Origin of the sequence: Peribacillus muralis, assembly GCF_001439925.1 — a bacterium.
In the GTDB taxonomy this organism is placed as follows: Bacteria; Bacillota; Bacilli; order Bacillales; family DSM-1321; genus Peribacillus; species Peribacillus muralis.
Genome location: NZ_LMBV01000020.1, coordinates 1066 through 13239, shown reverse-complemented (window position 1 = coordinate 13239; position 12174 = coordinate 1066). Strand labels below are relative to the sequence as shown.

The 12174-nt window shown below is 40.9% G+C and carries 11 protein-coding genes and 1 pseudogene; 2 read left to right on the top strand and 10 right to left on the bottom strand.

Features of this window, described 5'->3' with window-relative positions; genetic code table 11:
- Positions 1 to 53 precede the first annotated feature (53 nt).
- Positions 54 to 764 (top strand): Dph6-related ATP pyrophosphatase, encoded by a 711-nt coding sequence (locus tag ASU00_RS18765; RefSeq protein ID WP_057915000.1) that lies wholly within the window; start codon positions 54 to 56, stop codon positions 762 to 764.
- Positions 765 to 877: 113 nt separating this feature from the next.
- Here ASU00_RS18765 and ASU00_RS18760 read toward each other — a convergent pair whose 3' ends face one another.
- The 9 genes and pseudogenes from ASU00_RS18760 to sigW all read right to left on the bottom strand — a co-directional run bounded on the left by ASU00_RS18760 (position 878) and on the right by sigW (position 10598).
- Positions 878 to 1330, bottom strand: coding sequence for a hypothetical protein (locus ASU00_RS18760; protein ID WP_057914999.1), 453 nt, complete (start codon positions 1328 to 1330; stop codon positions 878 to 880).
- On the bottom strand, positions 1327 to 2205 hold the full coding sequence (locus ASU00_RS18755; RefSeq protein WP_057914998.1) for a CPBP family intramembrane glutamic endopeptidase: 879 nt from the start codon (positions 2203 to 2205) through the stop codon (positions 1327 to 1329). The genes ASU00_RS18760 and ASU00_RS18755 overlap by 4 nt, the downstream gene beginning before the upstream one ends.
- Before the next feature lie 920 nt (positions 2206 to 3125).
- Positions 3126 to 3241 (bottom strand): annotated as a pseudogene (locus tag ASU00_RS26980) (heteromeric transposase endonuclease subunit TnsA); the annotation flags it as partial.
- Positions 3242 to 3322: 81 nt separating this feature from the next.
- On the bottom strand, positions 3323 to 5125 hold the full coding sequence (gene glmS / locus ASU00_RS18750) for a glutamine--fructose-6-phosphate transaminase (isomerizing) (RefSeq protein ID WP_057914997.1): 1803 nt from the start codon (positions 5123 to 5125) through the stop codon (positions 3323 to 3325).
- A 467-nt stretch (positions 5126 to 5592) separates the two neighbouring features.
- Positions 5593 to 6942 (bottom strand): phosphoglucosamine mutase, encoded by a 1350-nt coding sequence (glmM, locus tag ASU00_RS18745; protein ID WP_057914996.1) that lies wholly within the window; start codon positions 6940 to 6942, stop codon positions 5593 to 5595.
- Positions 6943 to 6995: 53 nt separating this feature from the next.
- Positions 6996 to 8354: a CdaR family protein gene (locus ASU00_RS18740; protein ID WP_057914995.1), complete on the bottom strand. Its 1359-nt coding sequence runs from the start codon at positions 8352 to 8354 to the stop codon at positions 6996 to 6998.
- The gene (cdaA, locus tag ASU00_RS18735) at positions 8347 to 9171 is read right to left on the bottom strand and encodes a diadenylate cyclase CdaA (protein WP_057914994.1); all 825 of its coding nucleotides are present in this window, start codon (positions 9169 to 9171) and stop codon (positions 8347 to 8349) included. Before cdaA ends, ASU00_RS18740 begins: the two co-directional genes overlap by 8 nt.
- A gap of 222 nt (positions 9172 to 9393) precedes the next feature.
- The gene (locus tag ASU00_RS18730; protein ID WP_057914993.1) at positions 9394 to 10017 is read right to left on the bottom strand and encodes an anti-sigma factor family protein; all 624 of its coding nucleotides are present in this window, start codon (positions 10015 to 10017) and stop codon (positions 9394 to 9396) included.
- A 17-nt stretch (positions 10018 to 10034) separates the two neighbouring features.
- A complete protein-coding gene (gene sigW / locus ASU00_RS18725; protein WP_057914992.1) occupies positions 10035 to 10598 on the bottom strand; it encodes an RNA polymerase sigma factor SigW in 564 nt (187 codons plus the stop codon).
- A 171-nt stretch (positions 10599 to 10769) separates the two neighbouring features.
- Between sigW and ASU00_RS18720 the strand changes: the two genes are divergently transcribed.
- Positions 10770 to 10952 carry an aspartyl-phosphate phosphatase Spo0E family protein gene (locus ASU00_RS18720; protein WP_057914991.1) on the top strand — a complete coding sequence of 61 codons (183 nt, stop codon included), beginning with the start codon at positions 10770 to 10772 and terminating at the stop codon, positions 10950 to 10952.
- 138 nt (positions 10953 to 11090) lie between these two features.
- Here the strand turns inward: ASU00_RS18720 and rocF are convergent, their stop codons facing one another.
- Positions 11091 to 11987, bottom strand: a complete 897-nt coding sequence (rocF, locus tag ASU00_RS18715; RefSeq protein ID WP_057915049.1) for an arginase — start codon at positions 11985 to 11987, stop codon at positions 11091 to 11093.
- Between the last annotated feature and the right edge of the window lie 187 nt (positions 11988 to 12174).

Here is a 12174-nt window from a genome sequence, read left to right as displayed (position 1 = left end):
CAATCGTGATAAAATCAAACAAATGAAGCTATTACATTTAGGGGGAAAGATATATGACAGAACTGAATAATTGGAAGAATGGTGCCCACGGGCATAAGTTCATAGCTTCTTTTAGCGGAGGAAAGGACAGTGTCCTAGCTCTTCATAAAGCCATGAAGGCTGGGGAAGCGGTTGGACTGATCGTCATGCTTGAGGAAGAAGGGAAACGGTCCAGATCTCATGGAATGCCTCCGGAACTCATACAGGCCCAAGCTGAATCCATAGGCTTGCCGGTATATACGGCCGCTGCCAGTTGGACAGATTATGAAAAGGAATTTATGCGCCTTTTAGCGGATGCCAAGAGCCAAGGAGCAGAAGTGTTGGTGACTGGAGACCTGGATATGCCTGAACATGGCTGTTGGAATGATAAGGTTACCAAAAATGCTGGATTGAAGCTTGGAATGCCTTTATGGGAAATGGACCACCGCGAAGCTGTCGAAGAGTTCATAAATCACGGATTTGAGACGATGATTGTAACGGTTAATCTTTCACTTGGAATGCGTGAGGACGATTTAGGACGAACGCTAACCCATGAATACGTACAGGAGCTTGTAGCGCGGGATATCGACCCTTGCGGAGAAGGCGGGGAATTCCATACGACAGTTATCAATGGGCCGCTCTTCCAAACACCGATCGCTGTTCGCAAAGGTGAGATCCTCAGGGACGGCGAATATGCCTTTTTACCTTTGGAGCTAGATGAGACGGCGGATAGGGAGATTGTATAAAGTATCCAAGAATAAATCCTTCATAAGCTCCGCGGGCGGTATTTATATGTAGCCAAGCTCACCAAAAAACTTATGCACCATGGATAAAGCCCAAAAGCGTTATGTTTTGGGCTTTATCCTTTCCACTTGAGCATAGATTCATCTTTTTTAAACATATTTAGAAATAGAAGCCTAAACAAAAGTAAACCGAATAATAATGAGCATAAAACGTGGATTGCTACATAAATGAAATTTTCATCATGAAAGTAGTATTTAATTGAAAGTATATCAGTACTGACTGAGAGCATAAAGGCACCTAATAATTCAGTTCTAGTTCTTGATTCTTTTAAAGAGAAATCTACTTTATGTAAATTAAATATCTTTTTAAAATCAGAACCAGTTTTAGTACCTTTATAAAGCCCTACTAGTCCAGCAACCATTATGAATGGAATGATTGACTCTATTTTAAAAGTGCATACTAAAACATTAAATATGACAAGTCCAAAAATTATATAATACTGCATTTTGCTCCCTGCCCGAACCGCATTTTCTTGAGCGCTAACAGTAGTCGCTTCCCGCCCATTCATTTTAATGCCTTTATAATATAAAGTATTAGGAGAATAACATACATAAATATAAACAAGATAATGTATCTATCAAAGAATTTAACTTTTTCACTTTGAAAATGGATATTTTTTCTTATTTTTACAAATAAGTAAGTTGATATAGATAGAAATAGTATTAAACCAGTTATCGTGGTAATTGGAGACACCATTACTTTAAAATAAGTTTCGGTAACCTTTTCCGGGAAATGCAAGATGATCCTCATTATTTCATTCACTAAAAAGTGATAAAAGATAGCCGGAACGATACTTCCCGTATAGATGGTTAAGATTGCAAAAGAGATACCCATGACAAATGCGAAAACCAAATTCCCCACCGTCATATGATATAGGCAAAAAATAAGAGCACTTAAAAGTATGGCCGGCTTTATGTTCATACTCTGATATTGTTTTAATAACATACCCCTAAAAAGCATTTCTTCACTAATCGCCACTGAAAAGCCAATCATGATAATGCTGTAAAAACTTATGTTTTGATTACTCTCCATAAGTGTACCAACAATCTTTTCAGCAGTAAGCCATTCGCCCGTTAGTAGATAATATTGGGTCCTATCAAAAAACATAGTGAGCATGTGAGCGATGATGCCCATTAAAATCCCAAGAAGAATATATTTTATATGTACCTTTTTTAGCCTAATGCTGGTTAGAGTTATTTTTTTCTTTTTTAAGTAAACAAAAAGCATATAGATAATAATCAGTTTACTTATAAAGAAAAATGATGGTTTGCTTATTTGCAAAGAAAGTTCTTGTAATATAAGTTGTGAAAAAGGAAAAATAATCATAATTAGTATCGTTATATATAATATAAAGCGATGAATTTGCTTAATATCAGTATTCATTTTTACCCCTTTGTAAAATGACTAATCCCCTTTAGAACTAGGGTTTCATTATCTTCTGAAAACCAAAACATCTAACTTCTTTATTGTAAAAAATGACAGTTACAAGAGAGACTAAAAGAAAACTGATTATTATAGTCGATTTATACCTATATGCATCACCGCCCTCTGAGAGTTCTAAATGAGAAACAATTATATTTCCATTTTATCAAGAACCAAACAAACAAGGAGTTCCAAATTAGGAACTCCTTGTTTCATTTTTGAGATTTACTTACAAAAGTAGTCGCTCCTTGTTCTGTGATCTATAGAACTACCCATTTGTTCACTGCACTTATGATGGTAAGTAAGGGATATCTAGTGTTTCTATTAGTCTCATTTTCGAAGCCTTAATATTTATTCTTATATCGATTCCCTCAAGATAACTCTCTCCTGTTTTTACATTAATATACATGACTATCTTTATTTTTCGGATAATTCATATCATTAATTTGTATTTATCATAGAAATTATATAGTTATAGTCCCATATTTGTTGAATTCTATTCCATAATTAGAATTTTATTCATTAAAATATCTGATATTATAATGTTGATTACTATACAGAGGGAGGTGTGAAAGTGAAACTTTAATATTTTAATTAATAAAGTTACTACTAAATCTGGAGATGTTTATACTGTAACTTCCCCAACTTGGAGTAAAGCACAATGACAAACTAATTGGGAGTAAAGCACAATGACAAATTTAACAATAGCTCTAATTATTTTGGTTCTATTTATTTCATTATTTATTAGTGGTATAGTTCTGATTGTTAAAGTAATGAAGAAATAATAAGCATTGGAGTTAATATAGTGTCATGGACACATTTTAGTTAAGACTCTTCCATATCTCTTTATTAAAGAGCAATATATTTCGCAATTTCCACAAACCTGATGAAGATACGTCTTGAATCTTAGCCACTGTTGATAATCTGCACCGATTCGAGTCCCTCGGCCTTCCTTAATCCACTTTTTAATGTTAGATGTTCTTTTTCTTTTTGACATAAAAACACCCCTTTAGCTAATCATAACTAAAGGGGTTAAACTTATTTTAAATCTATAGCATACACAGCACTCATTCCAAGCTTACTCAACCGTTACACTTTTCGCAAGGTTACGTGGTTTATCAACGTCACATTCGCGGTGCAGGGCAGCGTAGTAGGCGATGAGCTGCGTCGGGATAACAGAGATAAGGGGTGTTAATAGGTCGTGCACTTCCGGGATGACGAAACGATCATCCTCTTCTTCAAGCCCCTTCATCGATATGATGCAAGGGTTGGCACCGCGGGCAACGACTTCTTTGACATTGCCACGGATGCTTAAGTTAACGCCAGCTTGTGTCGCAAGGGCTATGACAGGTGTACCTTCTTCTATCAAGGCAATCGTTCCGTGTTTAAGCTCTCCGCCAGCAAAGCCTTCCGCCTGGATGTAGGAAATCTCCTTCAGCTTAAGCGCCCCTTCCAGGACAACATAGTAGTCAAGGGAGCGGCCGATGAAGAAGCAGTTTCTTGTAACGGACAGATATTCATGGGCAATGGCTTCCATCTCTTCTTTCGAGTCACATAGGGCCTCCATGGCTGTCGCTACGATTCCAAGCTCTTTTACAAGGTCGAAGTCATATTCCAGGTTAAGGAATTGGCCAGTTACATTTGCAAGAATCGACAACACGGCCACTTGGGCGGTGTAAGCTTTTGTTGAGGCAACGGCAATTTCAGGGCCGGCATGCAGCAAGAGCGTATAGTCCGCTTCACGAGACAATGTGGAGCCAGGTACGTTTGTAATGGTCAAGGCTTTATGGCCGAGTGCTTTGATTGCCACCAATACGGCACGGCTGTCAGCCGTTTCCCCGCTTTGCGAAATGAAGATGAAAAGCGGTTTTTTCGATAATAACGGCATATTATAAGTGAATTCCGATGCCACATGGACTTCAACCGGAATTCCAGCCATTTTTTCGATGAATTGCTTACCGATCAGGCCGGCGTGATAGCTAGTTCCGCAAGCGATGATATAAATACGGTCAGCCTCACTTACAGCTTCAGTAATGCTGTAGTCGATTGCAAGTTTACCTTCTTCATTTTGGTAAGCTTGAATGATTTTACGAATGACAGCTGGCTGCTCGTCGACTTCTTTCAGCATATAGTGAGGGTACGTACCTTTTTCAATATCACTTGCATCCAGTTCAGCAGTATATGGAGCACGCATAACTTCTTCGTTGGAAAGATTCTTGATCGTTACCTTTTCTTTCGTCACAATGACCATTTCTTTATCCATCAGTTCAAGGAATTGATCTGTGACTTGCAACATGGCCATTGCATCTGAGGCGATAACGTTAAAGTCTTTTCCGACACCAATCAGCAGCGGGCTTTTATTTTTCGCGACAAAAATGGTTTCATCATTTTGGGTATCCAAAAGGGCAATCGCATATGATCCTTCCAATAGCGTGAGTGTTTGACGGAACGCCTCTTCAACATCCATGCCATCGTTTACGAATGTCTCGATAAGTTGAACGATGACCTCGGTATCCGTTTCACTTTTAAAGGCAACATCCTGCAAATATTCACGTTTTAGAAGCGCATAGTTTTCAATGACCCCATTATGGACTAATGTCAAGCGACCTGAATTACTTTGGTGGGGATGAGCATTTTCACGACTTGGAACACCATGAGTGGCCCAGCGCGTATGTCCAATTCCAGTATGTGCAGCCGTATTTTCGTCCACGGCTCCACGCAGGTCAGCGATTCGTCCCTTTTCCTTAAAAATCGTTACGCCCGCAGCATTCTTCACGGCAATCCCTGAAGAGTCGTACCCGCGGTATTCAAGTTTTTCAAGGCCTTTTAATAGGATTTCCTTCGCATCATTAAGTCCAATATATCCAACAATTCCACACATAATTTCTGTTCCTCCAACCGATCCAAGGGAACAGGAATGCACGGGGGCATCCCTGCCCCCTCATCTCTAAAGTATATTTTTTATTAAGGAAATGCCTATAAGCATTTATCCCATTGTGCATTTCCAATCCTTTGTGCAGTAAGTTGCCCCACTGTTTTAAAATTGGAATTACTGCGGCTGTGCACTTCAGCCGGGAGGTATCCGCCGAACATTCGATAAACCTCCTCCTCGTCAACTAAGCCCTTCTCGACCAGACTTAGTTCAGGCGCTTTTGTCAATCATACTTTCCTTGCCTACCCTCCTTCTTGATACAACCCTTATATAGACAAGCGGTTGTAAATCAGGATAATCATACCTTAAACAAGGGACATAGGTCAATTCTTTATTATCATGGCTTATAAAAAATACCACTTATTTATAAAAATATGCATAAAAGGATCTTTCGTTCCTTTTATGCATAAGATTGTTTATTCGTTTAATCCCATTTCGGCTCTTACGACCGAGACGATGCGATCGACATAATTGGTGCATTCTTCTTCAGTAGGTGCTTCGGCCATCACACGGACAAGCGGTTCGGTACCGGATGGTCTAACCAAAATGCGGCCATTCCCGTTCATTTCCGATTCAACTTCCTTGATGACTGCCTGTACCTTCTCGTTATCAGTTACAGCATGTTTATCGGTGACTCTGACATTGATAAGCGTTTGTGGATACTTCTTCATCTCACCGGCGAGCTCGGATAGGCTTTTTTTGGTGTCACTCATGATGTTAACCAGCTGTAAGCCCGTTAATAAACCATCACCTGTCGTGTTATAGTCGAGGAATATGATATGTCCGGACTGTTCACCGCCAAGGTTATAGCCGCCTTTCCTCATTTCCTCCACCACGTAGCGGTCTCCCACTGCCGTTTGGGCACTTTGAATATCATGCTCTTCAAGACCTTTATAAAAGCCAAGGTTACTCATGATTGTGGAAACTACAGTTCCTTGTTTCAGGCGATTATTTTCTTTCAAGTATCTTGCACAGATATACATGATTTGGTCGCCGTCCACTATATTTCCTTTTTCATCAATGGCAATGACGCGGTCTCCGTCCCCGTCGAAAGCAAGGCCAACATCGGCGCCTTTTTCTTTTAGGAATTCAGCAAGTGCCTCAGGGTGGGTAGAGCCTACCTTATCATTAATGTTCAAACCATTTGGCGACGCTCCCATTGTAGAGATGTCCGCATCAAGGTCGGCAAATAAATGCATAGCCAAGGATGAGGTCGCTCCATGTGAACAATCAAGCGCAACATGAATGCCTGTAAAGTCTTCGTCCACTGATTGTTTCAAGTACTGCAAATACTTTTGACCACCTTCGAAATAATCGTTTAAATGGCCTAAGTCACCGCCAACAGGACGAGGAAGTTCATCTTTACCCATATCCAACAGTTCTTCAATTTCAGCTTCTTGATCATCGGATAGCTTGAAGCCATCAGGTCCAAAGAATTTAATGCCATTATCCTCGACTGGATTATGCGAAGCAGAAATCATGACACCCGCTTCAGCACTTAAGGCCTTTGTCAAATAAGCTACTCCCGGTGTCGATATGACACCAAGGCGCATCACCTCTGCCCCAATCGATAGGAGACCAGCAACAAGTGCACCTTCCAGCATTTCACCTGAGATGCGTGTATCGCGCCCTATTAGCACTTTGGGTTTTTCTGTATTTTTAGTGAGGACGTAGCCACCAAAACGGCCTAGTTTAAATGCCAACTCCGGTGTTAATTCGCTATTCGCTATACCTCTAACTCCGTCTGTTCCAAAATATTTACCCATCTTAATCGCTCCTTCTTCGAATCGTTACTGAATTAAATGATGTAAACGGGAGTTCATGTTTCCTCGCCTTTGGCTATAATGGTAACCGTAACCGTTTTAGTACCCAGTTCCCAATCCATTCCCGCAGGGGCATTTACAGCCAGTTCTACATCATGTGTTCCTTCATCTAAATTACTCAAATCGACTGTAAGATTAATGTCTTCTTTCGTGATATCCTTCAAGTCATCGGCCTTGCCCCGCAGGGTGATGCTGGTTACATCCGATTCCAATTCGGCATCCAAACCATCCTGTAGGCCTACAGGTTCAATTTTCACATTGTTGAATGTCTTGGACTCGATCGCAGTCGGTTCATCTTCTTCGACTGGTTTATCTTCTATTTCTTCTTCTTGATCTTGTGCTGGTTCCTGCACTACCTCTTCATCGACGGGATCTGCATCCTTTTGATCCACATCGACTTTTTCCGTGCGAATTGTGACCTTAGCCTTACCTAAGGACAACTTTTGGACACTTCCTGGTTTTGTAAGATCGAGCTCCAATTCTGTATCACCGTCAATTTTGGAGATATTTACAGGAAGCTTCAATTCACTTATTTTTTCCAGGCTCGTTTCTGATCCGAATAAGGTGACCTCTTTAGGATCTACGCTTATGCTCTTGATCCTGACTCCATCCTTCGCTTTTCCGGTTTGTTTTGGTACGATGGATACCGTTTTGGAAGGAATGCTCACTTCCAAGGACACTGCAACTGATGCAGGCTCAATCGTCACATCCAACTTGTTCAAGTCCCGGTCAAGTGCTTTGACGGTTGCTTTCCCATTCACTGTTTCGTTAAGACCCTTGCTTATTTCAAGGTTTGCCTTTACGTAGGATATTTGTTCGATTGCGTCTTTAGCGCCCGTTATTTTGACCGTTTTCGGGTTTACCGTCGGCTGCCCGGCAGTATAACCATCTTCAAGTAAAGAGGTATTGTACTCGGCATCAACCGAGAATTCCTTCGTCACTCGTTCCTGAACATTGACCTCTGCATATTCCGGATCGATTGTCGCCACCAGCTTATCATTCAAATCGGTTATTTTGAATGTGACCGTCCTATTCCCCATCGAAATCTCTGGATCTGACAGGTCTACATAAACTTTAAAGCCCCTTTGGTTTTTTGCATTGATCAATAGGCTCTTTGCTCCCTTTAAGGTCACATCCACCGTTTCCGGCACTCCGCTTACCACTAGATTTTCACGGTCATAGTACACTTCAACCGGTACATTCTCAATGGTCTCCGTACTTATTTCAGGGGCAGTCGATAAACCGAGCGATTTTTTATCCGACTCCATTTCAAAGTTAATGGAAATGAACAGAAGTGCTGCCAAAGCAAACGCTACGATTCTCATAAACCACGCACTATTCGTGAATTTATCCATTCTTTTTCCCCCTCCAATTCCAGATGCCTGAGGAAGTTGTTTTATTGTTTTCCACTACGAGCTCGCTTGTCAGCATGGCCCTGAACGATTCTTGATTCAAATCCCGGTAGAGCTCACCATTTTTAGTAACCGATATCCCACCCGTCTCTTCAGAAACGACAATCGTAAGACTATCGGTCACTTCGCTCATGCCGATTGCTGCCCTATGCCGGGTGCCGAGTTCCTTTGAGATGAACGGGCTTTCCGATAAAGGGAGATAGCAGGCTGCAGCAGCCACCTGATTATTTTGTAAAATGACTGCGCCATCGTGAAGCGGCGTATTAGGTATGAAGATATTAATGAGCAGCTCTGAAGAAATATAGGATTTTAGAGGAATCCCGGTTTCAACATAATCCCCGAGCTCCGTTCCCTTTTCTATCGTAATTAAGGCCCCTATCCGCCTCTTCGCCATATAAGTGGACGCCTTCAGGATTTCCTCAACTAAGCGTTCTTGCTGATTCTCTTCTGGAACGGTGCCCCGTGCAAAGAGCTTCCCACGTCCCAACTGTTCAAGTGCCCTTCTCAGTTCCGGTTGAAAAATGACGAGAATTGCCAATACTCCCCAATTCATGACTTGTGCCATTAACCATCCAAGTGTATTGAAACCAAACAGGTTGCTTAAGCTTTTTACAATGACAATTACAAAAATTCCTTTTAGCAGCTGAATAGCCTTCGTGCCACGAATAATAGTTAACAATTTATATATCACGAACCAAACAAGGAGAATATCAATGAAATTTACTACATAGTCCCAAACATTCAAATTGGATAAAGACATGTTGTTTCCTCCAGTCAGTATTACTCCAAATAACAATTACAATCGTTATGCAATAACCTTAATAGTATACCATTTTTTAAATGAGACTTCTAAAACTAGTGTGAGAAATTTACTCGGCAGTGATATATCAAGCTAATCTTCTCCTTAAAAAGGAAAGCTGAGCGAAGTCATCGCAAAAGAAACACGATGTCCCCACTCAGCTCCATATCTTCTATTGATTCTCTATTGATTCTTCCCCTCATGCGACGGAATCAATGAGGTGGCAGTATCCTTGACCTTATACCACATCCACTCGAAAGCTTGGTCAATGACATGGATGCTTCCTGTCACATTTCCTGCCTTGGACATATACTTCTGTCCATTTATGACTGTGACATCTCCCTCTACTTCACCATCTATTTGAATATTACCATTTTGGACTACGACATTTCCCTCGATTGTCTCACCCTCAGGCACAATCACCGTTTCACCTTCAACCACTAAATTGGGCTGTTTTGAAACCGAAAAATGTTCATCCTGATTATAAGTGGAAAAAACGGAGCCTGTCATCAAAATAATGAACATAGCTGCCGCTGTCATGAAGGGATGGCTTTTAAACCAACGTTTGGCACCAGTTGTTTTCGTCTCCCTTGGCAATTGGGCCATGACTTTTGCAGTAAAGTCATCCGGCGCCTTAATATGGGAGGTGCTTTGTACAAGAGCTATCGCCTTTTTCATTTCATGAAAGTAAGCCCGGCATTCAGCACACGTATGCAGGTGCTCTCGCAAAAGCTCTTTATGCTCCGGTTCGATGTCCTCATCTAAATAATCATGCATATATTCAATGATTTCCTCATGGCAGTTCATTTTTTCTCACCTTCTTATTATAAATGGCGTAGTTGTTTACGCAAGGCTTCCCGACCACGATGTATTCTCGTCTTAACTGTGCCGACTGGCAAATCGAGTATTTCACTGATTTCCTTTAAAGATAATTCTTCAATGTACTTCAATACGATTACCGATCTGTATTTCTCGGGCAATTTCATGATTTCCGCTTGAATGGTCTCCTGCAGTTCTAAAGATTCGGCTTCTACCTCGGGCTTTGCCATATTAGAAGCAAGCTGGGAATACATATTCAATCCATCTGTTCCAGCGACTTCTGCATCGAGATAGTAATCCGGTTTTTTCTTGCGAAGGCGATCAATACATAGGTTAGTCGCTATGCGATATAACCATGTAGAAAATTTCATGTCTATATTGAAGCTGCGAATATTCACGAAGGCCCTAACAAAGGCCTCTTGTGCCAAATCCTCCGCTTCTTGCCTGTTTCCAAGAATCCTGAAACATATCTGGAAAACTTTGTCCTTATAAATTTCGACAATTTCTCCAAATGCATTATGGTCTCCCTTTACTACTTGATTAATTCTCTCTTTAATGAGTGCATCCATTTTCCAGTATTACCCCCGCTCATGCGGCTATACGATTATTACGAATCGTAAGCTAAAAGGTTTCAAAAATATAATACATTAATTTTAACAAAGTTTTACATTTAATGTTTAAGAAAAAAAAAACAGGGCTATATAGTAAGAAATTGAAAATCCAAGGGAGTGTATCTCAATATGACTGCTGAACAGATTTTGGACCATATCGAACAATACAGACAAAAAATGATGATATTGGCTTCCCATTCCTCGATGGTTGATAATGAAGTGGTTGAAGTAAGCAGCAAACTGGATATTTTAATCAATCAGTACCTCCAATTAACAAAGAGCAGAAGCCTTAAGGACAGTCGTGCACTTTGAGAGTGGAAATGTGTTTGCTGCCATTTATATTTAGACATGTTCTAATTACATACACCCAGGAAAATAAACTTACGACTTCTAGCATATAAAAAACAGTAACCCATTACAAGCCGGTTACTGTTTTTTATATTTCTTCATCTATAATAGTTTTTCCCCAAATAGCGATCCCATGAGTGCAACGGCAACGATGGCCGTTTTATTTCTCTCATCCAAAATCGGATTTACCTCAACGAATTCCGCCGAAGTAATCAACTTAGATTCCGCGAGCATTTCCATCGCCAAATGACTTTCCCGGTATGTAATGCCGCCAATTACCGGGGTCCCTACACCTGGAGCATCTGCTGGGTCAACCCCATCCAGATCCAGTGAAAGGTGGACCCCGTCGGTTCTTTCCCTTAAATATTCAATACATTCTTCCATGACCCGTGTCATTCCCATCCGGTCAATTTCATGCATCGTGTATACTTTAATCCCTTTATCACGTATAAGCGCTTTTTCCCCTTCATCCAGTGACCTTGCCCCAATGATCACGATGTTATCCGGTTTCACCTTTGGAATGGATCCATGGATATTGATTAGGTCCGGGTGCCCGAGCCCGATGCTGACAGCAAGCGGCATTCCATGGATATTCCCTGATGGCGACGTTTCCTCCGTATTTAAATCTCCATGAGCATCATACCAAATCACACCGACATTTTCATGGTGCTTAGCGACTCCTGCAAGCGTACCAATGGCTATTGAATGATCTCCTCCCAATACAAGTGGAAAAGAGCCACTTTCGATTATCTCATCCACTCTAATAGCCAACTCGGTGTTTCCCTTCGCAACAAGTGATAAGTTTTTTAAATTCGTTCCCGATTCATTGGCACTTTCAGGGCGTCCCACCAATATATCTCCTAGATCCTCTACTTCTATATGTAATTGTTCGAGTCGCTCAATAATTCCTGCACAGCGAATGGCACTAGGTCCCATATCCACGCCTCGCCTAGCTTGTCCCAAATCCATGGGCAATCCAACGATGGAAATTTTCTGAATAGACATACAACTCCCCCTTTCCATCATTTTATATCGTTCATGCCTTGTGGTTCAACTGGACATCCCTATGTATAAACATGCATGTTTCACGGTAGATTCCCTGCTATCGAATTCTGTGAATTAATACTTCAAATAAAAAAAGCCTTAAGCCTGGTGGCTTAAGACAAAAGTTTTGGTGTATGTAAGT

Excerpts from the sequence above, each read along its gene's own strand:
- ASU00_RS18765 (WP_057915000.1), top strand. The coding sequence starts at position 54 with ATGACAGAACTGAATAATTGGAAGAATGGTGCCCACGGGCATAAGTTC.
- ASU00_RS18760 (WP_057914999.1), bottom strand. The coding sequence starts at position 1,330 with ATGAATGGGCGGGAAGCGACTACTGTTAGCGCTCAAGAAAATGCGGTT.
- ASU00_RS18755 (WP_057914998.1), bottom strand. The coding sequence starts at position 2,205 with ATGAATACTGATATTAAGCAAATTCATCGCTTTATATTATATATAACG.
- glmS (WP_057914997.1), bottom strand. The coding sequence starts at position 5,125 with ATGTGTGGAATTGTTGGATATATTGGACTTAATGATGCGAAGGAAATC.
- glmM (WP_057914996.1), bottom strand. The coding sequence starts at position 6,942 with ATGGGTAAATATTTTGGAACAGACGGAGTTAGAGGTATAGCGAATAGC.
- ASU00_RS18740 (WP_057914995.1), bottom strand. The coding sequence starts at position 8,354 with ATGGATAAATTCACGAATAGTGCGTGGTTTATGAGAATCGTAGCGTTT.
- cdaA (WP_057914994.1), bottom strand. The coding sequence starts at position 9,171 with ATGTCTTTATCCAATTTGAATGTTTGGGACTATGTAGTAAATTTCATT.
- ASU00_RS18730 (WP_057914993.1), bottom strand. The coding sequence starts at position 10,017 with ATGAACTGCCATGAGGAAATCATTGAATATATGCATGATTATTTAGAT.
- sigW (WP_057914992.1), bottom strand. The coding sequence starts at position 10,598 with ATGGATGCACTCATTAAAGAGAGAATTAATCAAGTAGTAAAGGGAGAC.
- ASU00_RS18720 (WP_057914991.1), top strand. The coding sequence starts at position 10,770 with ATGACTGCTGAACAGATTTTGGACCATATCGAACAATACAGACAAAAA.